Genomic DNA, 21,283 nt, shown 5'->3' on the forward strand with positions numbered 1-21,283 from the left:
TCTATCTCCTTGTGTTTATTTGCATTTAGAACAATAGCCGTAGAATTTAAGATCGTGGTCCACAATTTTAAAGTCGTGTTCCTGTTCAATTTCTACTTCTAGTGCTCCTAATAAATCCTCTTTTACTTCTATTAATTTATTGCAATTTAAACATACAAGATGATGGTGTTGGTGAACATCTTCTTCTAGGTTGGCAAGTTCATACCTACTTATGCCGTCGTCAAGAGTAAGTTTTGTAACTATTCCCAACTCTTCAAAGAGCTGCATATTTCTATAAATAGTTGCTATGCCCATATTGGGATGGTCTTTAGATATTCTGTCATAAATTTCATCACAAGATAGGTGCTTATTTTTATCATCGTCTAAAAATTCAATTAGAACCCTTCTTGGCTCTGTTGTCTTATAAGCTTGGTCGGCTAAAATTTTATAAGCCTTATCTATTCTATTCATGGCATCCACCTCATTGTATGTTTTGGTTTTTTGCTTGTTCGTAAGCCTGACTAACTTCTTTTAGTTCTTCGTCATCTATGCCTACAAAAATTTCATTTCCATTGTCGTCCATTTCTACTTTTAAAATATAGGTTGGTGATTGAATTTCTTCAACTGGCAAAATTGCTATATACTTAGAATAACCTATTTTAAATTTGGCTTTAACAATAAAGTCTACAAATCTTCCTTGGTCATCTTCAAAGGCTAATTTTTCCATATTAGCATCCTTCCTATTATTACTTAGAGTCTAAAAAGGCCTGTAAAATAAAAACTGCTGCTATTTTATCTATATGAGCCTTTCTCTTTTCTCTCCTCATACCAGCTTCTATAAGAACTCTTTCGGCACTCATAGTTGTCATACGCTCATCTTGGTAAATTATTTCCAACTGGTATTTGTTTTTTAGTTTTTCAGCAAACTTCTTTGCTCTTTCTGCTGATGGGCCTTGGGTCCCGTTCATATTATAAGGAAGACCCACTACTAGAGTTTTTATATTGTACTTATCAATATACTCTTTTACTTTTTCATAGTCTTCTTTATTACTTGTTCTCATTATTGTCGTTAGACCCTGGGCTGTTAGGCCTAGAGGATCGCTAACTGCAAGTCCAATAGTCCTCTCCCCAACGTCTAGTCCTAAATATCTTTCCATTAATATACCTTTATATAGAAATCTGGGCAGACAGAGGCACAATAGCTACACAAAATACACTTGTCCCTATTAATTACTGCCTGGCCATTTACAATTTCAATTGCTCCAGCCTTACATTTTGCTCTGCATCTGCCGCAGCCTACACAATATTCTTCTACATCTATAGTCCTATTTCTCTTTGACAATCTCTCTTTAAGATCTTTAGGAAGGTCTTGTCTATTAATAAGCTTAACATTGGCAAGAACTTCATCTTGACTTTGCATGCCTAAGGCTATAGAATCAAAATCTTCTTGGTCTACTGCCCACTTAATTGCATCTTCACTTCTGGACCTAAGATGGCCTCCGCCTAAAACTTTCATAGCATAAATTCCTATGCCAGCTTCCTTGGCTAGGTGAATTTCTTTTAACATTTCTTCAATAGTTCCATCTAAAATTCCTAGACCTTCCATATTAGTCATAGGATGGATTACATCTATTTCTTTAAAGTCTCTGGCAGCCTTAACTGCTCTAATTTTGTGGGTCGATATTCCTATAGCTTTTATATACCCTTTTTCTTTTAATTTCCACAGCTCTTCCAAAGCTTCGTAGTGACCTCTTAGGGTGTGTTCGCTTTCTTGTTCGTGGAGCAAAAATATATCAGCATAGTCTGTCTTTAACTCTTTTAAATATTTATTTACTGACTCTCTTGCTCCCTCTTTTGAATAAGCATAGGTCTTTGATGTTATAATTAAATTTTCTCTTTTGACATGAGAAAAGGCCTGGCTAATTAAATCGTAATTGTCATAGAGTTCTGCTGTATCTATAAAATTTACACCTTGGTCGTAGGCAAAGGATATAAGTCTACCTGCCTGGTCTTTAGATAAGTTTCCTTGAGACTTAGTCATAGTCAAAGAGCCTAGACAAAGTCTAGATACTTCTATGTTTGTATTTCCTAATTTTCTATATTCCATAAAGCAAAAAATTAGGTAGTCAAATTCTCAAGGAAAATGACTACCTAAACCTCTTAATTATCTTCATTCAAATATTCTTTCAAAAGTTCTTCCAACAGATTTTCTCTTTCAACTTCGCGAATTAAATTTCTAGCGTTATTATAAGATGTTATATAAGTTGGATCTCCTGAAAGGATATAGCCAATAATTTGATCATAGGGTTCATAGCCTTTTTCTTCTAAGGCCTTGTAAACCTCTTTTAAAATAGTCTTAACTGATAGTAAATCATTAAGTTTTGAAAATTTTTGAGTTTCGAACATATCTTTGTTAGTCATTTGCTCACTCTCTTTTCTTTACAATAAATTCTCAACTATATGGTACACAAAATCCAAGGCTTCGTCAAGTTTTTCAGGATCTTTTCCTCCTGCTGTAGCCATATCTGGCCTACCACCTCCGCCACCTTTGGTTATTGCTGCAACTTCTTTTACAATCTTACCTGCATTAAGTCCCTTATCAATTAAATCCTTAGAAACAGTTGCTACAAAATTTACCTTGCCTTCGCTTGCTGTTCCTAAAACAACAACAGCTGAGCCTAGCTTGTCTCTAAGTTCATCTGCTAGTTCTCTTAGGCTGTTAACATCTTGGCCATCTATTCTAGCTGATAAAACTTTTATTTCTGAAACTTCTTTGTAGGTCTTTAATAGGTCGTCAATTCCCGCCCTGGCATTTTCTTTCTTTAAATTTTCTAAGTCCTTAGAAATATTTTTATTTTCTTCAACTAGGGCTTGGGCCTTTTCTAATAAGTTGCCCTTATTGGCCTTTAGGGTGTCAATTAAAATTTCTTCTCTGCCTTCAAGATTTTTCAAAAGCTTGTAGACATTTTCACCAGTTGTTGCTTCAATCCTCCTAACACCTGATGCAATTCCTGCTTCAGATAAAATTTTAAAAATTCCAATGTCAGAAGTTTTTTCTACGTGAGTTCCTCCACAAAGTTCTTTGGAAACATTAGGGAAGGAAACAATTCTAACTTGGTCCTTGTACTTGTCTTCAAAAATTCCTACAGCCCCTTCTTCATAGGCTTGGCTAATAGGTTTTTCGTAGATGTCAGAATGAATTTCTTCGTATATATATTTATTTACCAAGTCTTCAATTTCATTTAACTTGTCCTTTGAAACTGCTTCGTAGTGAGAGAAGTCAAATCTAAAGGAGTGGTCAGTTACTTCTGATCCAGCTTGGTTAACATGGTCGCCTAAAACTTTTTTTAGTGCTGCATTTAATAAGTGGGTTGCTGAGTGATTTCTAGCAATAGCCCTTCTTCTAGCCTGGTTGACACAAGTTGAAACTTGGTCATTTACTTTTAAAGATCCACTTTCTAAGTGGCCTAGGTGGATAATTATTCCGTCCTTGGTCTTTTTAGTGTCTTCTACTTCAAAGACAAAGTCGTCTCCAAGGATTTGTCCTGTGTCGCCAACTTGTCCTCCGCCTTCTGGATAGAAAGATGAAGAATCTAAAATTAAGGCTCCTTGGTCTCCTTGGTCCAAAGTTTCAACTTCGTTTTTGTCTTTTAAGATTTTTAAAATCTTTCCTGCTCCCTTAGTAGAGTCGTAGCCAGAAAACTTAGTTTCGTCTCCTTGGATTTTTAAGTCTGAACTTTGGGCTGACCAACCAACATTTTCTCCAGCGTGAGAGGCAGACCTTGCCATTTGTCTTTGTTTTTCCATTTCGGCTTTAAAGCCTTCTTCGTCAACGGAAATATTTTTTTCTACTAAAATTTCTTTAGTAAGGTCAAGTGGAAAGCCGTAGGTGTCGTATAGTTTAAAGGCGTCAGCTCCAGCTAGGGTAGTCTTTTTTGATTTTTTTAAATCATCTATATAAGAAGCTAGAATTTCTATGCCCTTGTCTAAGGTTTCTGCAAATTTTTCTTCTTCAGTTTTTATTACAGAAAGAATCTTGTCTTCTTTTTCTTTTAGTTCTCTATAAGAAACTGACCAAGAATCAATTACAAGTTGAGCTAGGTCTGTTAGGAAAAGATCGTCAATGCCTAGAAGTTTTCCATGTCTAGCCGCCCTTCTAATAATTCTTCTCATAACATAGCCCCTACCTTCGTTTGATGGTATAACCATGTCTGAAGCTAAAAAGGTCATAGCCCTAATGTGGTCTGTAATTACTCTAACTGACATATCTTTTTCTTCGTCAGTTCCATACTTGTAGGCAGAAATTTTTTCAATTTCTTTTATAATATCTTGGATAGCTGCAATTTCAAAAATATTGTCTGCTCCTTCAAGGACAGCAGTAATTCTTTCTAGTCCCATACCTGTATCAATGTTTGGATGAGCTAGAGGATTGTAGTTGCCGTTTTCGTCTTTATCAAATTGGGTAAATACAAGGTTCCAAACTTCTAAAAACCTGTCTCCTTCTCCACCTGGTTTAGTATCGTCGCCGTATTCAGGTCCCCTGTCTATATAGATTTCAGAACAAGGTCCAGATGGTCCAACTTCTAATTCCCAGAAGTTGTCTTCCTTGCCTAGTCTAATAATTCTCTCTTTAGGTAGGCCAATTTCCTTTTCCCAAATATCAAAGGCCTCGTCGTCATCTAAATAAACAGTAACCCAAAGAAGGTCTTTTTCTATTTCTAATCTTTCAGTTAAAAATTCCCAGGCCCAGTGGATGGCTTCTCTTTTAAAATAATCTCCAAAGGAAAAGTTTCCTAGCATTTCAAAAAATGTTGCGTGACGGGCTGTTACTCCAACATTTTCTAAATCTCCTGTTCTCATACATTTTTGGCAGGTGGACATTCTAGTTTTTGGTGGAACTAGTTCTCCTGTAAAATATTTTTTAAGTGGAGCCATTCCTGCTCCTATAAGTAATAGTGACTTATCATTTACTGGAACAAGTGAATAAGAGTCATGAACTAGATGACCCTTACTTGCAAAAAAATCTAAAAACTCTTTTCTAACTTCGTGCAGTCCTAACTTTCTCATTTCTTTATACTTTCATCCTTTTCTTGTTTTTTCGCCTTAAGTTTATCTCTAAAAAATTCAATTAATACTAAGCCAATTGCTGCTAGTGGAACAGACACAACCATTCCCCAAACACCAAACATTCCCCCGCCAATAATTATGGCTAAGAAAATAAATAGTGGATTTAGGCCCATTGAGTTTCCAATAATCTTTGGAGCCAGTACATTGTTTTCAGCCCATTGGATTACTAAATAGAATATAGCTACAATAAGTCCCTTTATTGGTGATTGGATTACAGCAAATAAAAACGCTGGAATAAAACCAAGTAGAGGTCCAATGTATGGAATAATATCTGCTATACAAGTAATAATACCTATTACAATGGCAAAGTCTATTCTTAAAATTAAAAGTAAAACAGCAGTAAAGGCACCGACAAAAACTGCCAGGATAATTCTACCTCTAATAAATTCACTTAAAATTTTATTTATACGTTCACTTAAATATCTTAGGTCATCTTTATAGACTTCTGGAATTAAATTTTTAGTCTTAGCAACATATCTCTTTTTGTCTACTAGGAAGTAGTAGGTCATAATTAAAATCATGGCTATAGAAAATAAAACCGAAATTAGGTTTTGTACAGAATGTGAAACCATGGTAGTAATTGACGAAGCAGAATTGCTAATCCAGTCCATTAAAGAGTTTATAATTTTTCTATAAGACTTGTTAATTGAATCCATAACAGTCTTGTAGGCTTCTGAGTCTTCATAGCCTGGTGTCATCTCAGCAATAGTCGAAAACTTTTTAGCCAAATAGTCTGCATACTTAGGAAGGTCAGTAACTAGGTTTGCAACTTCCTTAGTGATTTGTGGTACAACTACTACTGATAAAATAATTAAAAGCAAAAGAATTGATAAGTAGACAATTGCCACTCCCCAACCTCTTTTAACTCCCTTTTTTTCTAACTTGTTGACTAGGGGGTTTAATATATAGGCTAAAATCGCCGATATAATTGCAGCAGTTAATACCTTTCCTATTATTGGATTTTTTCTCATTATTACAAGGGCAATTAATAGTATTAAAAGGTCTCTTAAAATTCTTTTTAATAAAACAGTATTTATTTTTATTTTTTTTGATCTTTCAATATATCTGTTGCCAATATTAATTAGATAATATCCTGCCAGCAAAATAAAACCTATACCTACTAGCCAGGTTATTGTACTAGCAAAGACCGAAAAATTTCCAGCTTTTATTAGTTCGTTCATAAAATTCCTCCACTATTTATTATATGATAAATAAAGGTAAAAATCTATCTTATAGATATAAAATTTAACTTTTAATCACAATAAAAAATAGGAGCCTTAAAGACTCCTAAGATTTAAAAAACTATTTGTCTAATAGTGTGTCGATTTTTGCCTTGTCAAAGCCAACAATTTCGTCGTTGTCAATAACAATTACAGGAACTCCTGTATGGCCCTTAGCCATAAGTTCTTCTCTTGCTTCTCTTGATGTTGAAATATTTCTTTCTTCGTACTCAACACCTTTTTCTGTTAAATAATCTTTTGCAAGTGTGCAATAAGGACAAGTTGAACTAGTATATACAATTACGTTTTTCATAATTAACTCCTTTTCTAAAATAAATTTTCTCTTTACTAATTTAAATTTACCCGATTAAAAAAAGCTTAAACAAAATCACTAAAGGTCATAAAATTTTTTCTAGATAAAGGTTTTTTAATCATGACAAACGTGGTCTATACCAGCAGTTAAAAGTTCAACAACGTGGTCGTCGTCTAGACTATAATAAACTTCTCTCCCGATCTTTTTAGCCTTAACTAACTTTAGGTCCTTAAGTTTTTTTAGTTGGTGGGAGGTAGCTGATTGTTCCATTTCAATTTCCTTGCAAATTGTCGATACATTTTTTTCTTCTTCTAAGAGAGACTTAATAATCTTTAGCCTAGTTGGGTCACTTAGGCATTTGAAAATTTCTGCTAATTTAAATAGAACTTCTTGGTCAAACATTTTTACCTCCATGGTCTAATAATTTTTCTCCCAATAACAAGTAATCATCTAGGGAAAGATTTTCTGCCCTATAAGTTGTAGGCAGGTCAAGGTCTTTTAGCACTCCTTCAACAAAAGATTTTTCTAAGTCTAGGCCCTTGGATAGAGAATTTAAAATAGTCTTTCTCCTTTGGCCAAAGGCTGCCCGCAAAACTCTTTCTAAGTCTTCAATTGTTAGAGGCCTGTCTTCCCTAGCTATTTTTATTTTTACAACTGCAGAGTCTACCTTAGGCTGGGGCATAAAAACAGTCTTCGGTACATTCATTAGTATCCCAGCAGGTCCAAAGTAGGAAATAAAAACAGAAATTGATCCGTACTCTTTTTTGGTCTTGTCTGCAACAATTCTCTGAGCAACTTCCTTTTGCATCATTACAATAATTTCAGAAATGTTGGCCTGAGACTTTAAAAGATAAATTAAAATTGGGCTAGTAATATAATAAGGTAGATTTGCCACAACTTTAAAGGGCTCGTCGCCAAAATATTCCCTAGTTACTTCTTCTATATTTGTCTTTAAAACATCTGCAAAGTGGACCTTGACATTGGAAAACTCTCCCAGTGTGTAGGCTAAAATTTCTCTTAGACTTTCGTCTACTTCTATGGCCAAAACTTTTTTTGCCTTCTGAGCCATTGAATATGTTAAGGTCCCAATACCTGGGCCAATTTCCAAAATATTTTCTCCTTGGATTTGTCCTTGGTCTACAATTTTATCTACTATATTTTGGTCAATTAAAAAATTTTGTCCTAAAGACTTGCTAAAGGAAAATCCATATTGGTCTAAAAGGTTTTTTAATTCTCTAGCTGATGTTAGCTTCATAGCTTTATTTCCTCCAAGGCCCTTTCTAAATCTTCCCTGCTTATTTGAAAGGAGTTTAAAATATTTAAAAACTGCTTGCCATTGCCATAGTCTATGTTTAATTTCGCTGCCAATTTTTCTCTAAGGACTTTTGAATTTTTCTTACCTGTTAGACCGTATTTTATTAGGTCTTCTTTTTTAAAGGTTGGCTCAAAGTCCTTTACTTGAGGTTTAGCTTTTGCTATGGCCTTTCGAACATCATCAGCGCTGGCGTTTTCTACACCAATGTCATCTCCCTTAATGGCTTTGCCCCTTGGCAAAAAGGCATGCTTGGCGTTGGGAATTTTTTCTCCTAGGTCCTTGCGAATTTTTTTGCCAACATAGTCTGGGTCAGTGAAAATAATTATTCCCCTAGTCCTTTCTAGGACCTTTAGTTTTTCAATTAAGACCTTGCCATAGGCATAGCCGTGGGTTTGGATGACGTCAGCGTCTAAGGCTTTTTTTACAATTTGCTCGTCATCTCTGCCTTCAACTACAATAACTTCTTTAATCATTTGATAACCTATAAAATCTCAAAGTATTTGCATCAGTTTGTTTTTCCAATTCTTCTAAACTTATGCCTCTAAGACTTGCTATATTTTTTGCCGTATGAAGAACATACTTTGGTTCATTTCTCTTGCCTCTAAAGGGAACTGGCGTCATATAAGGACAGTCAGTTTCAAGTAATAATCTATCAAGAGGAACTTCTATTGCAACTTCTTTTGGCTTTTTGGCATTTTTAAAGGTTGTCACTCCACCAAGGCTAATATAAAAACCTAGTTTCATATACTCTCTCATTAGTTCAACTGAACCAGAAAAACAGTGGAGAAGAGCGACAAAGTCTTCGTGCTTGTCCTTATAGGACTTTAAAATATCAAAGACCTTTTGGTCAGCTTCCCTAGCGTGAATGACAACTGGCATTTTTAATTCAACAGCCAAGTCAAGTTGACCTAAGAAGGCTTCTTCTTGAACCTCTGGACTTGGGCTGTCGTCATAGTGGTTGTCTAGGCCAATTTCTCCAATGGCGACGACTTTTTCATTTTTTGAAAGATCTCTTATAATTTTTAAAGAATCTTCTGAATATTCATCTGCGTCAAGTGGATGGATGCCAACTATGGCGTAGACATTGTCGTATTTTTTTGCAAAGTCAACTGAGGTCTTAGATGTTTGAATGTTAGACCCGCAGTTGAAAAAATAATCTATTCCATAATCCTTTAAATTTCCTAAAATCTCATCTCTATCTGTATCAAAGGCTCTGTCTTCTAAGTGGCCGTGTGCATCTATCATTATTCTACCTTGGCTCCATTTCTAAGTTCTTTTTTTACAGTTAGAAGGTCTAAGTTGCCATCTTCATCTTCAGCTGCAAGTAACATGCCCTCTGAGTCAATGCCTCTAAAGTTGTGAGGCTTTAGATTGTAAAGGACAAAAAGTTTCCTGCCTTCCATCTCTTCTATTGAATATTTAGACTTTAAGTTAGTAACTATAGTTATGTCTTTAGATCCAATATCAACTGTTAGGACATAAAGTCTGTCAGCATTTGGATGATCTATACATTTTTTAACTGTTCCCATTCTAATGTCTAACTTGTCAAAGTCTTCTAGGGTTATTTCTGCCTTTTTGTCGTCTTCGAGACCTTCTGCTTCCCCTTTAAAACCTGGTGCCTTTTTTTCTTCTTCTCTTTCTTTAATTAAGGCATCATTTCTCTTTACCATTTCCTCCATTTCAACTTTTACATTAAGTCTTGGGAAGATAATTTCAGATTTTTTAACTTTTGTTCCAGCCTTTGTTAAGCCCCAAACATTGGCATCTTCAATTTTTGGTAAATCGTTTAGACCAAGTTGGTCTCTAATTTTTAAAGATGTTTCAGTTAATAGTGGATAGAGTAAGTTTGAAATTATTCTAAGAGACTCGCAAAGGTTGTAAAGAATTGTGTTAATCCTTTCCTTGTTTTCATCTTTGGCTACAACCCAAGGTTCTGTTTCATCTACATATTTGTTAGTCCTTCTAATTAGGGACCAAATGTCTTCTAAGGATCCAGAAAAATCATAGACTTCCATTTTTTCGTTGACCTTGTCTAAAATTGATGTGGCAACATTTTTTAAGTCCTCATCAACTGCTTCATAGGCTCCTGGTTCATTAATTATGCCATCAGAATATTTTTCTACCATGGATACAGTTCTAGAAAGTAAATTTCCTAAGTCGTTGGCTAGGTCAGAATTAAGTCTGTTTAAAAACTTTTCCCTAGTGAAAGACCCATCTTGGCCAAAGGTAAATTCGCGAAGTAAGAAATATTTTAGGGAGTCAACTCCGTAGGCTTCTACAATTGGCTCTGGATAGAAAATATTTTTCTTAGACTTAGACATTTTTTCGTTGTCAAATAAAATCCAGCCGTGGCCAAAAACTTGTTTAGGAAGTTCTAGGTCCAAGGCCATAAGTAGGGCTGGCCAAATTATTGTGTGGAATCTTACAATTTCCTTGCCAACAAAGTGGGTTGATGCTGGCCAAAGTCTATTAAACTTTTCTTCGTCAGTGCCATAGCCTATAGCTGTTAAATAACAAGAAAGGGCGTCGATCCAAACATAGACAACGTGTTTTGGATCAAAGGGAACCTTTACTCCCCAGGAAAAACTTGACCTAGTTACTGATAAGTCGTCTAAGCCGTCTTTTAAAAAGTTATTTACCATTTCGTGTTCCCTAGACTTTGGCATAATAAAGTTAGGGTTGTCCTTGTAGTATTGAAGAAGTCTTTCCCTGTACTTAGAAAGTCTAAAGAAATAAGTTTCTTCTTTTGCAAGACTTACTTCCCTGCCACAGTCTGGACAGATGTGGTCTTCGCCAACTTGGGTTTCAGTCCAAAATGATTCGCAAGGAGTGCAGTAGTAGCCTTCGTATTCTCCCTTATAGATATCTCCCTTGTCATAGAGTTTTTGGAAGATGTCTTGGACATTTTTTTCATGGGCCTTGTCAGTTGATCTAACAAAGGCGTCGTAGTGAATATCTAAACTTTTCCATAGGTCTTTAGCAGAAGCTACAATTGGATCAATATAATCTAATGGATTGTCGTAGCCATTTTCTCCAGCCTTGTCTTCTAGCTTTTGTCCATGTTCATCTGTTCCAGTTGTAAAAAATACATCGTAGCCTTGATAGGTCTTAAATTTCTTATAGGTATCTACTGCAATTGTGCAATAGGTGTGACCTATGTGTAAGTTGTCATTAGGATAATAAATTGGTGTCGTAACATACAAACTCTTCTTATTCATTAAAGTCTCCTTTATATTATAATTTTTTCTACTTAACAATAAAAAAACTCCGTCACAACAAAGAGACGAAGTTATCCGCGGTTCCACTCTAATTATCTATAAAAATAGATCAGCTTTAACTTTTAACGCAAGTAAAACGGCATTGTCGCGAAAATGGAGTCATCTTCAAGGAAAATTTCTACTGACTTCCACCAGTCGTCAGCTCTCTATAAGTAAATTTTTCGTCTACTCTTTCCATCTAATCTTTATCAAAGTATATTATAAAAATTCTACTTTGTAAAGATAAAAGCTCTGACTAAAAATTATTAAGATTTACAATTCTAAAGTTATAGGCTTTATAAAAATCTATATCATGACCTGTTATAATTATTGTACTATTCTTATAATTTTCCATTAGCCAATCTAATATAGACTTAGCTAGATCTATATCTAGGGAGTTAATAGGCTCATCTAGAATTATAATATCTTTTTCTACAGCTAAACTTCTAGCCAAAGCCACCCTTTGTCTTTGACCACCAGATAGGATAGAAACTTTGTCGTTTATATATTCATCTAATTGGACAATCTTTAAAATCTTTTTTATCTGAGATTCTTTATCCTTGCTTTTAGAAAAATATAAAGGGATTAGCACGTTTTCATATACACTTTCATCTTCTATTAAGGCATACTCTTGAAACATATAGGAAATATTTCTCTTGATTTCTTCTATATCCTTTTCTTTATAAGTGCTTATATCCTTTTTATCAATATAATATTCACCAGTAAAATCTCTATCTATTAAAGCTAATATTTTTAATAAAGTCGTCTTACCAATTCCAGATGGTCCTGTAAGTAATAATTTTTCACCTTCTTCTATTTTTAAATTAAGGTCTTTCAAAACATTTCTGTCTTTAAATGATTTGTTAATATTTTTAAGTAAGATTTCCATAATTCGTTCCTATTTTAAACTATTTTTCTTTTTGTAGTATAACAATGATATTATTAAATATATATTTGTAGCCAGTAGAGGTAAAACAAAGAAAAAGTTTAGACAATTTAGTTTCTTCCCTAATAATAATACAGAGCTAGAAATTAGAGCTAACATAATAAATATCGTTAATACTATAGTTTTCTTATTAAGGCCATAAATCTTATAAATGCTTATATATCTATTCATTTCAATCAAATTGTTTTTTAAAATTAGTTCTAAACTAGTAAGCATGGCTATAAAATTTGCTAACATTAAAGGCATCATATACAGCAAAATAAAATTTGGACTAGATTCTGCTGCTCTAAAGAAAATATCTTTCTCTCCAAAAAATTCATTTAACTCATCTATTTTACTTCTATCGTTCCCAAATATTAAAGAATGATTAATTATTTTCTCAATAAGTTCTGAGTCTTCTTTTTCTATAAAGTTTTGGTAATTAGAAGAATTTACAAATACTATACCTCTGTTTTCATCTAAATCTAACTTTTTGTACAAGCCTATTAAGCTTTCATCCTTACTTCTAATTATTTTATAATCCTTATTGTTAATAGAAACTTTTTCCTCTCCTAACTTATAATTATTGAGACCTAAAATAATGTCTTCTTTACTATCCTCCTCAAAAAAAATACTCTTATCTCCTAATAAAATGTACTTATCAAAGGCAATTTCACCTAAGCCATATAAATTTTCATCATATAAGGCTATAAAATCTTCTATATTATCTACTTTAGGCTTTTCATTAGACAGAATTATTGTCTCAACGTCTTTTCTATTGTATTTATTATTTATACTTATATTTAGAATTTTACTTTCGTATTCAAATGAGTCTACAAGCCTAAAAAATATATTAGAGAAGAGGAATATTCCTACTGTACTTATTATTATAAACAATAAATTCTTTCTGATAAAATTAATTACAAACTTGAAGTTAATCATTTTATAGCCTCCATGTCCTTGTTAATATTTTTAATTAAATATGAATTGCCTAAGTTAAAAATAAGCATAAAATACAAAATATGAACAATTGTTGTGAATATAAAAGAATTCAGTTTTATTTGGTAATTAAAGTGAATTAAGAGTAAAATTGGAAAAGCTATTAGGACACTATAAAATATAGCCATCAAGTCAATTCTTTTTAGCTCTTTTAAAATTTTTTCTTTTGAATTAGACGAAAGATAATAAAGTTGTATTATTTTTAGATTATTTTTTTTATAAAAGTAAGCAGATATTCCAGCTAATAAATATATTATTAAGACAATATAGTAAACAAGCCAGGCTCTTTTTTCTATTGAAAAGTTATTAACTAATTTTAGAAAGTATAAGTCTCCAATTTTGTGTTTTTCCTTATAACCATTGTCTTTAAGTAATCGAGAAATTTTTTCCATTGACTCAGAATCTTCAGAGTCAAGATAAACAATATTCCCAAAATAATCTAAGGCAAATAAATTTTTATAACGAGTAAGGCCCTTATAATCTAAAGGTGAATTGTCTTTAATTTTGTAAAGATTATCGTTATTTTCATCCCATTCTTTTGAAAAAGCTATATCACTTCTGTTTTTGTAATCATCTTTTGAGAAATATCTACCTTCTCCATTGCTATACTTAAGATAAAAATTATAAAAATATCTAGTATCAAAGAATCCTGCATAAGATTTTTCATTATAAGTAGTTATTAGAGTTATATCTAAATCATCAATTTGATCATAAATACTATTTGTAGGAAAGTTTGTCTCAGTATTTGTAAACTCCTTATACTTATAGCTTAGATTAAAAGGGGTTTTTGCATTATCAAGTATTCTTCTATATAAGTAATTAGAAGAAAGAGATAAAGAAATAAAAAGGCAGATCAAAAGTAAAATTATTTTTTTGTTTTTTAAATTGTTCATACATACTCTCCTAAATTAAAATCCTAAGCTTTACATATTATCACTTTATAATTGTTGCTATCTTAATCTATAAGGTGTTACCTTTGCTGGAACAAGATTAATATCTCCGCTAACTCTAGTTACTTCTCCAAAATCCCATGGATCTTTAAATGTCACTCTTTTCTTTAAAACTTGAGTATCTGTTTCGCTTTTACTTTCAAGTATATTTGACTTATAAGTTCCTCTTAGATTCCAAGTAATTTTTACAAGTCTTGGATAGTAATAAGTTCCATACCTTAGTTCTCTATCTGAACCTTTAATAGATAAAAATCCATAATAGTCGTCTGAAAGTCCATCTGGATGGTAATGAGCCACATAAGTATCCTCAGACATTGATGCTAATTCGGTAAAACCAGCAAAAACTATGCTAGCTATCGAAAACGTTATCACAATTCCTAAAATTAAACTAATGTTAAATTTTTTTTAATTCATAATTCTCTCTATAAACTCACAAACTTAGATAATTAAACTATATCATAGTTATATTTTTTTTTCAATTTATTGAATCTTTTTAATTTTATTCTGCTAGCTAATTCATTGTCTTATAATTTTTACCTCTAAGCTAATATCTTATTGGATTATTAAGAGAATTGTCCTCTCTATTCTATTTATATACAACTTATATAAAAGACACTCTAATAATTATATAGAATTAATTTGATAAAAAGACCTAGACAAAAATTCTTCTGCCTAGGTCTTGACTTTATTTTTATTTGTTCGCTGCGATTTCTTTTAAGACTTCTAAGTTGTCTTCTAAAAATTTATCTAGCATTTCTTCTGTGTGGGCATCTGATAAGAAGATGGCTTCAAATTGAGCTGGAGCAACTATATAGCCTCGGTCTAACATCTTTTTAAAGTAGACCTTATAAGTTTCTGTGTCGGCGTGCTTAACATCTTCGTAGGATTTAATCTTATCAAAGTCTCCAAAGAAGAGACTGATCATTGACTTGTACCTAGATACTTTTCCTTTGACTCCTGATTCTTTGAGGTTTTTATTAAAGCCTGCTTCAAGTTTTTCTGCAAAGTGGTCTAGCTCTTCATATATTTCTCCATGGTCCTTTAAATATTTTAAAATATCTAGGCCCATTTTCATAGCCAGAGGATTTCCTGATAGGGTTCCTGCCTGGTAGACTCCTCCTGTTGGCGAAAGATTTTTCATGATTTCTCTCTTGCCTGCAAAGGCTCCAACTGGCAGGCCGCCGCCAATTATTTTTCCAAAGCAGTAAAGGTCTGCTTCAATTTCAAAGTCCTTGGATATTGATCCAAAGCCTGTCCTAAAACCTGTAATAACTTCGTCAAAAATTAAGACGACGCCATTTTCTTCAGTTAATTTTCTTAAGTCTTGAATAAATTTTTTATCTGGAACAACAACTCCCATGTTGCCTGCTATTGGTTCAATAATTACACAGGCCACTTGGTCCTTGTTGCTTTCAATTTGTTTCTTAACGTCTTCAATATTGTTATACTGGCAGACAATGGTATCCTTTATTACATCAGCTGGAACTCCAAGTGATGTTGGCGCCTGATAGGTTAAAGTTCCTGATCCAGACTTAACTAAAAGGGCATCTGAATGGCCGTGGTAGCAGCCTTCGAATTTTATTATTTTATTTCTGCCTGTATAACCTCTGGCCAGTCTTATTGCTGACATAGTTGCCTCTGTTCCAGAGTTAACCATACGAACCATGTCTGTATTTGTAGCCTTGGTTAAAAACTCTGCCATTTCAACTTCAATTTCTGTTGGCAGACCAAAGGTTATTCCCTCTGCTAAATAAGTTTTTGCTTTTTCTATAAAGTCTTCTCTGCCGTGGCCTAAAATCATTGGCCCCCATGAGCAGATAAAGTCTACATATTTATTTCCGTCGACGTCATAGACATAGGGTCCCTTGGCGTATTTAAAAAATACTGGCTCCATGCCTACTGATCCAAAGGCCCTTACTGGTGAGTTAACTCCACCTGGCATTACATCTATTGCTCTTTTATATAAGTTCAATATCTTCCCTCCTTTAACCACTTGGCTACTTCCTTGGCGTGGTAAGAAATAATTAATTTAGCTCCTGCCCTTTTCATAGCTATTAGACTTTCGTAAATTACAGATTCATTTAAAAGTCCTTCTTCAATTGCCTTTAGGAGCATTGAATATTCTCCTGAAACATTATAGGCAACAATGGTTGTATTAAAGTTTTGGCTGGCTTCTTTAATTACATCTAAGTAGGCCAAGGCTGGTTTTACAATTATAAAGTCTGCGTCTTCTTTAAGGTCTAAGTCAATTTCTCTTAGGGCTTCTGCTCCGTTGTGAAAGTCCATTTGGTAGGCTTTTCTGTCGCCAAATTGTGGGGCAGAATTTGCCGCTTCTCTAAAGGGACCGTAGTAGGCTGAAGCGTATTTTGCTGAGTAGGCCATTATTGGAATATTTTCAAAGCCATTTGCGTCTAACTCTTTACGAATTCTCCTTACTCTAAAATCCATCATATCAGATGGGGCAATAATATCCGCTCCTGCCTCAGCATGAGAAAGGGAAATTTTTGCTAGGTATTCAAGCGTTTTGTCATTAAGGACTTGGCCAGACTCATTTAAGATTCCACAGTGGCCGTGATCGGTGTACTCGCACATGCAGACATCAGTAATAACTAAAAGCTCATCTGTTAGCTCTTTGATTTTTCTAATGCCCTTTTGGATAATTCCATCTTTAGCATAGGCTTCAGACCCACAAGAGTCTTTGTGGTCTGGTATGCCAAAGAGGATTACTGCCTTTATTCCCAAGTCCACTAGTTCATTTATTTCATCTGCTAACATGTCTATAGAAAAATGATAGACCCCTGGCAGAGAGGAAATTTCTCTTTTAATCCCCTCCCCTTCTACTAGGAAAAGTGGGTAGATAAAATCTTTGACTTCAAGACTTGTCTCCCTAATCATCTCCCTTATTATAGGATTGTTTCTAGTTCTTCTCATTCTCATTTTTGCTGTCCTCCCTTAAAAATTCTATTAAAGAATCAATTGTCGCTTCTTTAGATTGGCCATAAAGTTTTAAGCCAAATTTTTCTATTGTCTTTGAAGTAATGTCTCCTATGGAAACAATTTTTGCTCCAGCTGTTTTTTCCTTGCCATAAAGTTTTATAAAGTTTTCAACTGTTGACGATGAAGTAAATAAAATATAATCAACCTTGTCAAAATCTACTTTTTCTTCTGGAAGTGTATTTTCATAAACTACAAAAGAATCTAAAGTTCCTAAGTCCCTGTAGCCATTTAATAATTTTTCCCTAGTTAAGTTTGAGTGAGGCAAGAAAAATCTCGGTTTATATCCGCAATTTTTTAAATCTCTTTTAATTGCGTCTAATAGTTCTTCACCAATATAGGTATCTGGTTCAATATCTGGCTTAAGGCCATAAGATTTAATTAGTTTTGAAGTCATTTTGCCAATTGAACAAATTTTTACTCCTGCCAGGTCCCGAATATCGTGGTCTTTTAAAAAGTTTTTAAAAAATATTTCTCCACCGTTTACTGAATGGATAACCAAGTGGCTATATCTCTTTTCTTTAAAGTCTTCAAGAGCCTGGGTAAAGTTTTCGTCAACTCTTTCCTTTATTTCTATACAAGGAGCCTCTATAACTTCAGCTCCTAGGTCTGTAAGCTTTTCACTAAGACTAGATGCTTGGGTCCTTGCCCTTGTTACTAGAATTTTTTTAGAAAACAAGTCTAGGTTTTCGTAAAAGTTTAGTTGGTCTCTTAGTCTTATTACTTCTCCAATTACAATTAAAGATGGAGATCCAAAATCCTTGTCTTGGATGTCTGCATAAATATTTTCTACAGTTGACACTTGAATTTTTTGGTCTGGATAGCCTCCGTGCATTATTACTGCTGCAGGCCTATCCTTGTCCATGCCAGCTTCAATTAAATCTGCGCTTAAATCTTTTAAATTCTTTAGGCCCATATAAAAAACTAAAGTCCCGTCTAGCTTTGCGTAGGCAGAAAAATTATTTTCTGTTCCCTGGCTCCTGTGGCCAGTAATAAAACTTATTGAAGTGGCCACATCTCTAAAAGTTGCAGGAATTCCAGCATACATTAAAGATAGGACTCCTGAAGTTACACCTGGTATTACTTCAAAGTCTAGGCCATTTTCTAAAAGATAAAGGGCCTCTTCTCCACCTCGACCAAAGATGTAGGGGTCACCGCCCTTTAGTCTAACTACATTTTTTCCTTCCTTGGACTTTTCTACAATTAAGTCGTTGATCTGGTCTTGAGTTAAAAAGTGGTCGCCTGCAGTTTTGCCAGCATAGTACATTTCCTTTTTGCCTTCGTAATCTTTTATAATGTCTGAATTTAAAAGTCTATCGTAGACAATTACATCGGCAGCGTCTAAAGCTTTTTTCGCCTTAATGGTCAGCATGTCTTTTGGGCCAATGCCTGCTCCAGTTATTTTAACTATTCCTTTTTTCATAAACAGCCTCTTTCACTTGGTCAGCTAATTTTCTAGCTAGGTCAACTCTCTTATTTAAATCGCCTGCAAGTTCACGTCTTACTAAAATATTTTCTTCTGCGTCTCCAAAACAGGCCACTAACCTACAAGTAGACCTGGAAAATTCTGAATAAATTCCAATTGGACTGTGGCAATCTGCGTCAAGTTCTCTTTGATAGGCCCTTTCTGCATCGAATCTAAGGCCAGTTTCTTCATCTGCCAGGGCTTGTAAATATTTTATTACTTGGCTATCTTCCCTGTATTGAAGGGCTAAAATTCCCTGGCAGGGAGATGGAATTATTTCTTCAGGAGAAAAGGTATAGGAAATCCTGTCTCCATAGCCAGCCCTAAGAAGGCCAGCCTTGGCTAGAATAACTCCGTCTAGATTTTCACTTTGGATTTTTCCCATTCTCGTTTCAATGTTACCTCTAATAGCTTTAGTAGAAATATTTTTTACCAGTCTCTCTAGTTGGATTTTTCTTCTGGCTGATCCTGTTCCAACTAAAAATCCTTCCATTTGATCTAGAGACTTAATAGGTTTTTTTGCAACTAAAATATCCCTTGGATCTTCTCCCTTTGGCGGCCTAGCAAAAACTAAACCGTCAGGAGATTTTCCTGGCATGTCCTTCATTGAATGAACTGCTAGATCAATTCTTCCATCTAAAAGAGCTTTTTCAATTTCTTTGACAAAGACTCCCTTGTCGCCAATTTTTGAAACTTCCCTGTCTAAGATTTTGTCTCCAAGAGTGTGGATGATTTCTATTTCAATTTTTATTTCAGGAAATTTTTCCTCTAAAAGTTTTTTAACGTGTTTGCTTTGTATTAGGGCTAAGTTTGACCCTCTTGAACCAATTGTTATTTGCAATTTTCTTCTCCGTATTTTTTTATTTGATCAAGGGGTTTAGCATAAAGGTCGCGAATTGTCTGACCTATATTTTTTTCTCCCCTTTCTACTAGGTCTTGTCTAATTTTATTTAGTGCTTCAATTTTTTCATAGTCTAAGTCAGCTAAAAGCTCTTCAACTTGGTCTGATAAAATTCCTAAAAGACCTGGATTTTTCCCTCCAGTTGACAGGCTAATAGTTAGGTCTCCCTGGCTTAGAATTTTATTCATAATAAAGTCTGAGTTTTCTGAAGTAGAAGCATTTAAAAATGGAATTTTCTTCTGTCTTGCCTGGTCTTCTAAGTTTTTATTTAAAGTTTTATCTGAGCTGGCAATTATTAAATAATCATAAGATCCTAGGACAAAATTTTCATCAAGGTCTCTCCATATAAAATTTAATTTTGAATTTGTTTCTAAACTTTTAAAGTCGTCTACAAAGTCCTTGGAAACTATATCAATGCTAAAGTCTGTTTCGACTAAGACCTTAACTTTTCTAAAAGCAACCCTGCCGCCTCCAACAACTAAGACTTTTTTATCCTTGGTATCTATACTTACAGCTAGGTATCTCATATATCAAACACCTCTTCCATAACTTTAATTGCAATGGTCTTTTCTTCTGATGACTCCATTTCCTTTAAGGCCAAAAGTGGCTCTCTCATTGCCCTTCTTATTGAGGCTCTAACAATTTTTTCTACTTTTCTCTTTTCCATCTGGTTGAGGTTAGTTTTTCTAAAAATATAATTTAAGGTCATGTCAGCAATTTCCCTGCATCTTTCGTCTGCTGTTGCCATTATTGGGTCAACCTTAGTTTGCCCCCACCAGGTTTTTATTTCAGAAATCTTTTCTTGAATTTCTCCTTGGTACTTATCTAAGATTTCTTTTTTCTTTTGTAAGTTTTCATCTGACAGTTCTTTTAAGTTGTCTATGTCATAGAGGATGACATGGTCTAGGTCAGAAACCTCAGATGCTACGTCTCTTGGTAGACCAAGGTCCATTATATAAAGGTCAGAAGATCTTTTTCCTATATGACTTTTCTTTATAATTGTATGAGGAGATGAAGTTGCTGTAATTAAAACTTTACACGACAAAATAGCCTTGGCTAGGTCTTCGTAGGCGACGATTTCTAAATCTCCTAGGTCCCTTGCAACCTTTAAAGAGTTTTCGTAAGTTCTATTACTTACTCTAACTTTTGCTCCTCTTTCAAGTAAATACATGGCTGCAAGTTTTCCCATTTGGCCTAAACCTATAACCAAGGCTTCCTGGTCTTTTAAGTCTATCTCTTCTTCAATTTTTCTAATGCCCATATAGGATATGGAAACTGGAATATTTGAAACACCTGTCCTTGCCTTGGTCCACTTGGCAAAGGTGATGGCCTCTCTAAAGACCTTGTTTAAATATTTCTTCGCAGCTCCAACTTCAATTGCCAAAATTTGGGCATCAGTAATTTGACCTAGAATTTGATCCTCTCCTATGATCAAAGACTCTAGGCCTATGGCTGTATTAAAAAGATGTCTAAGGGCCTGGTCGTTTTTTAAAAAAACTACTTGGTCTTCTTTTAAATCAACTTTAAAATAGTCCCTTAGATAGCCTTGAATTTTTTCACTGGCAGAATCTATATCTTCTCCTACAAAATATATTTCCGTCCTGTTGCAGGTTGACAAAATCAAAGCTTCTTCTACAAAATGTTCTGAAAAATAACTTAGGCTTTCAATTTTATCCTTGTCATAAAAGTGTATCTTCTCTCTTACTTCTATTGGAGTCTTCTTGTGGTCAATGCCAACAAGTCCAAAATTCATTAACAAGTTTTTTCCTCTTTTCGATAAAATTTTCTACCACCCTAGATATTTCCCTCTCTATAAGTATTATAATGTTTGTTGATAG

At 34.1% G+C, this 21,283-nt stretch carries 23 protein-coding genes and 1 other annotated feature; all 23 genes read right to left on the minus strand.

Annotation, left to right across the window (positions count from 1 at the left end; genetic code table 11):
• Nucleotides 1–15 precede the first annotated feature (15 nt).
• The 23 genes from BN2667_RS05975 to hemA all read right to left on the minus strand — a co-directional run bounded on the left by BN2667_RS05975 (nucleotide 16) and on the right by hemA (nucleotide 21,198).
• On the minus strand, nucleotides 16–450 hold the full coding sequence (locus tag BN2667_RS05975; protein WP_054252420.1) for a Fur family transcriptional regulator: 435 nt from the start codon (nucleotides 448–450) through the stop codon (nucleotides 16–18).
• A gap of 10 nt (nucleotides 451–460) precedes the next feature.
• Nucleotides 461–706 carry a DUF1292 domain-containing protein gene (locus tag BN2667_RS05980; protein ID WP_054252421.1) on the minus strand — a complete coding sequence of 82 codons (246 nt, stop codon included), beginning with the start codon at nucleotides 704–706 and terminating at the stop codon, nucleotides 461–463.
• A gap of 19 nt (nucleotides 707–725) precedes the next feature.
• Entirely contained in the window at nucleotides 726–1,136 is a 411-nt protein-coding gene (gene ruvX / locus BN2667_RS05985; protein WP_054252422.1) for a Holliday junction resolvase RuvX, read from the minus strand.
• Nucleotides 1,136–2,086 (minus strand): aldo/keto reductase, encoded by a 951-nt coding sequence (locus tag BN2667_RS05990; RefSeq protein WP_054252423.1) that lies wholly within the window; start codon nucleotides 2,084–2,086, stop codon nucleotides 1,136–1,138. Before BN2667_RS05990 ends, ruvX begins: the two co-directional genes overlap by 1 nt.
• Nucleotides 2,087–2,139: 53 nt before the next feature.
• On the minus strand, nucleotides 2,140–2,400 hold the full coding sequence (locus tag BN2667_RS05995) for an IreB family regulatory phosphoprotein (RefSeq protein ID WP_054252424.1): 261 nt from the start codon (nucleotides 2,398–2,400) through the stop codon (nucleotides 2,140–2,142).
• An 18-nt stretch (nucleotides 2,401–2,418) separates the two neighbouring features.
• Nucleotides 2,419–5,046, minus strand: a complete 2,628-nt coding sequence (gene alaS / locus BN2667_RS06000) for an alanine--tRNA ligase (protein ID WP_054252425.1) — start codon at nucleotides 5,044–5,046, stop codon at nucleotides 2,419–2,421.
• The gene (locus BN2667_RS06005) at nucleotides 5,043–6,287 is read right to left on the minus strand and encodes an AI-2E family transporter (RefSeq protein ID WP_054252426.1); all 1,245 of its coding nucleotides are present in this window, start codon (nucleotides 6,285–6,287) and stop codon (nucleotides 5,043–5,045) included. Before BN2667_RS06005 ends, alaS begins: the two co-directional genes overlap by 4 nt.
• A gap of 121 nt (nucleotides 6,288–6,408) precedes the next feature.
• On the minus strand, nucleotides 6,409–6,639 hold the full coding sequence (locus tag BN2667_RS06010) for a glutaredoxin family protein (protein ID WP_054252427.1): 231 nt from the start codon (nucleotides 6,637–6,639) through the stop codon (nucleotides 6,409–6,411).
• 114 nt (nucleotides 6,640–6,753) lie between these two features.
• A complete protein-coding gene (locus BN2667_RS06015) occupies nucleotides 6,754–7,041 on the minus strand; it encodes an ArsR/SmtB family transcription factor (RefSeq protein WP_054252428.1) in 288 nt (95 codons plus the stop codon).
• Nucleotides 7,034–7,894: a 16S rRNA (adenine(1518)-N(6)/adenine(1519)-N(6))-dimethyltransferase RsmA gene (rsmA, locus tag BN2667_RS06020; protein ID WP_054252429.1), complete on the minus strand. Its 861-nt coding sequence runs from the start codon at nucleotides 7,892–7,894 to the stop codon at nucleotides 7,034–7,036. The genes BN2667_RS06015 and rsmA overlap by 8 nt, the downstream gene beginning before the upstream one ends.
• Nucleotides 7,891–8,427: a ribonuclease M5 gene (gene rnmV / locus BN2667_RS06025; RefSeq protein ID WP_054252430.1), complete on the minus strand. Its 537-nt coding sequence runs from the start codon at nucleotides 8,425–8,427 to the stop codon at nucleotides 7,891–7,893. The genes rsmA and rnmV overlap by 4 nt, the downstream gene beginning before the upstream one ends.
• On the minus strand, nucleotides 8,420–9,199 hold the full coding sequence (locus BN2667_RS06030; RefSeq protein ID WP_054252431.1) for a TatD family hydrolase: 780 nt from the start codon (nucleotides 9,197–9,199) through the stop codon (nucleotides 8,420–8,422). Before BN2667_RS06030 ends, rnmV begins: the two co-directional genes overlap by 8 nt.
• Nucleotides 9,199–11,172: a methionine--tRNA ligase gene (gene metG / locus BN2667_RS06035; RefSeq protein WP_054252432.1), complete on the minus strand. Its 1,974-nt coding sequence runs from the start codon at nucleotides 11,170–11,172 to the stop codon at nucleotides 9,199–9,201. Before metG ends, BN2667_RS06030 begins: the two co-directional genes overlap by 1 nt.
• A 58-nt stretch (nucleotides 11,173–11,230) precedes the next feature.
• Nucleotides 11,231–11,422: a binding site (T-box leader), on the minus strand.
• 45 nt (nucleotides 11,423–11,467) lie between these two features.
• Complete coding sequence (locus tag BN2667_RS06040) at nucleotides 11,468–12,100, minus strand: ATP-binding cassette domain-containing protein (RefSeq protein ID WP_054252433.1); 633 nt, start codon at nucleotides 12,098–12,100, stop codon at nucleotides 11,468–11,470.
• A 9-nt stretch (nucleotides 12,101–12,109) separates the two neighbouring features.
• A complete protein-coding gene (locus BN2667_RS06045) occupies nucleotides 12,110–13,078 on the minus strand; it encodes a hypothetical protein (RefSeq protein WP_054252434.1) in 969 nt (322 codons plus the stop codon).
• On the minus strand, nucleotides 13,075–14,028 hold the full coding sequence (locus tag BN2667_RS06050; RefSeq protein ID WP_054252435.1) for a hypothetical protein: 954 nt from the start codon (nucleotides 14,026–14,028) through the stop codon (nucleotides 13,075–13,077). Before BN2667_RS06050 ends, BN2667_RS06045 begins: the two co-directional genes overlap by 4 nt.
• A gap of 57 nt (nucleotides 14,029–14,085) precedes the next feature.
• Nucleotides 14,086–14,457, minus strand: coding sequence for a hypothetical protein (locus tag BN2667_RS06055; protein WP_154865160.1), 372 nt, complete (start codon nucleotides 14,455–14,457; stop codon nucleotides 14,086–14,088).
• 319 nt (nucleotides 14,458–14,776) lie between these two features.
• On the minus strand, nucleotides 14,777–16,057 hold the full coding sequence (hemL, locus tag BN2667_RS06060) for a glutamate-1-semialdehyde 2,1-aminomutase (protein WP_075967897.1): 1,281 nt from the start codon (nucleotides 16,055–16,057) through the stop codon (nucleotides 14,777–14,779).
• Nucleotides 16,054–17,022: a porphobilinogen synthase gene (gene hemB, locus BN2667_RS06065; RefSeq protein WP_054252437.1), complete on the minus strand. Its 969-nt coding sequence runs from the start codon at nucleotides 17,020–17,022 to the stop codon at nucleotides 16,054–16,056. Before hemB ends, hemL begins: the two co-directional genes overlap by 4 nt.
• Nucleotides 17,003–18,502: a uroporphyrinogen-III C-methyltransferase gene (cobA, locus tag BN2667_RS06070; protein ID WP_054252438.1), complete on the minus strand. Its 1,500-nt coding sequence runs from the start codon at nucleotides 18,500–18,502 to the stop codon at nucleotides 17,003–17,005. The genes hemB and cobA overlap by 20 nt, the downstream gene beginning before the upstream one ends.
• A complete protein-coding gene (gene hemC / locus BN2667_RS06075) occupies nucleotides 18,483–19,385 on the minus strand; it encodes a hydroxymethylbilane synthase (RefSeq protein WP_054252439.1) in 903 nt (300 codons plus the stop codon). The genes cobA and hemC overlap by 20 nt, the downstream gene beginning before the upstream one ends.
• Nucleotides 19,376–19,972 carry a precorrin-2 dehydrogenase/sirohydrochlorin ferrochelatase family protein gene (locus tag BN2667_RS06080; RefSeq protein WP_054252440.1) on the minus strand — a complete coding sequence of 199 codons (597 nt, stop codon included), beginning with the start codon at nucleotides 19,970–19,972 and terminating at the stop codon, nucleotides 19,376–19,378. Before BN2667_RS06080 ends, hemC begins: the two co-directional genes overlap by 10 nt.
• Nucleotides 19,969–21,198 (minus strand): glutamyl-tRNA reductase, encoded by a 1,230-nt coding sequence (gene hemA / locus BN2667_RS06085; RefSeq protein ID WP_154865161.1) that lies wholly within the window; start codon nucleotides 21,196–21,198, stop codon nucleotides 19,969–19,971. Before hemA ends, BN2667_RS06080 begins: the two co-directional genes overlap by 4 nt.
• Between the last annotated feature and the right edge of the window lie 85 nt (nucleotides 21,199–21,283).

The organism is Neofamilia massiliensis, assembly GCF_001299475.1.
Lineage (GTDB): Bacteria > Bacillota > Clostridia > Tissierellales > Peptoniphilaceae > Neofamilia > Neofamilia massiliensis.

Excerpts from the sequence above, each read along its gene's own strand:
- BN2667_RS06080 (WP_054252440.1), bottom strand. The coding sequence starts at position 19,972 with ATGAGATACCTAGCTGTAAGTATAGATACCAAGGATAAAAAAGTCTTA.
- BN2667_RS06015 (WP_054252428.1), bottom strand. The coding sequence starts at position 7,041 with ATGTTTGACCAAGAAGTTCTATTTAAATTAGCAGAAATTTTCAAATGC.
- BN2667_RS05980 (WP_054252421.1), bottom strand. The coding sequence starts at position 706 with ATGGAAAAATTAGCCTTTGAAGATGACCAAGGAAGATTTGTAGACTTT.
- hemA (WP_154865161.1), bottom strand. The coding sequence starts at position 21,198 with ATGAATTTTGGACTTGTTGGCATTGACCACAAGAAGACTCCAATAGAA.
- cobA (WP_054252438.1), bottom strand. The coding sequence starts at position 18,502 with ATGAAAAAAGGAATAGTTAAAATAACTGGAGCAGGCATTGGCCCAAAA.
- BN2667_RS05990 (WP_054252423.1), bottom strand. The coding sequence starts at position 2,086 with ATGGAATATAGAAAATTAGGAAATACAAACATAGAAGTATCTAGACTT.
- BN2667_RS06005 (WP_054252426.1), bottom strand. The coding sequence starts at position 6,287 with ATGAACGAACTAATAAAAGCTGGAAATTTTTCGGTCTTTGCTAGTACA.
- alaS (WP_054252425.1), bottom strand. The coding sequence starts at position 5,046 with ATGAGAAAGTTAGGACTGCACGAAGTTAGAAAAGAGTTTTTAGATTTT.
- metG (WP_054252432.1), bottom strand. The coding sequence starts at position 11,172 with ATGAATAAGAAGAGTTTGTATGTTACGACACCAATTTATTATCCTAAT.
- rsmA (WP_054252429.1), bottom strand. The coding sequence starts at position 7,894 with ATGAAGCTAACATCAGCTAGAGAATTAAAAAACCTTTTAGACCAATAT.
- BN2667_RS06050 (WP_054252435.1), bottom strand. The coding sequence starts at position 14,028 with ATGAACAATTTAAAAAACAAAAAAATAATTTTACTTTTGATCTGCCTT.
- BN2667_RS06010 (WP_054252427.1), bottom strand. The coding sequence starts at position 6,639 with ATGAAAAACGTAATTGTATATACTAGTTCAACTTGTCCTTATTGCACA.
- BN2667_RS06040 (WP_054252433.1), bottom strand. The coding sequence starts at position 12,100 with ATGGAAATCTTACTTAAAAATATTAACAAATCATTTAAAGACAGAAAT.
- BN2667_RS06030 (WP_054252431.1), bottom strand. The coding sequence starts at position 9,199 with ATGATAGATGCACACGGCCACTTAGAAGACAGAGCCTTTGATACAGAT.
- ruvX (WP_054252422.1), bottom strand. The coding sequence starts at position 1,136 with ATGGAAAGATATTTAGGACTAGACGTTGGGGAGAGGACTATTGGACTT.
- hemB (WP_054252437.1), bottom strand. The coding sequence starts at position 17,022 with ATGAGAATGAGAAGAACTAGAAACAATCCTATAATAAGGGAGATGATT.
- BN2667_RS05975 (WP_054252420.1), bottom strand. The coding sequence starts at position 450 with ATGAATAGAATAGATAAGGCTTATAAAATTTTAGCCGACCAAGCTTAT.
- BN2667_RS05995 (WP_054252424.1), bottom strand. The coding sequence starts at position 2,400 with ATGACTAACAAAGATATGTTCGAAACTCAAAAATTTTCAAAACTTAAT.
- BN2667_RS06045 (WP_054252434.1), bottom strand. The coding sequence starts at position 13,078 with ATGATTAACTTCAAGTTTGTAATTAATTTTATCAGAAAGAATTTATTG.
- rnmV (WP_054252430.1), bottom strand. The coding sequence starts at position 8,427 with ATGATTAAAGAAGTTATTGTAGTTGAAGGCAGAGATGACGAGCAAATT.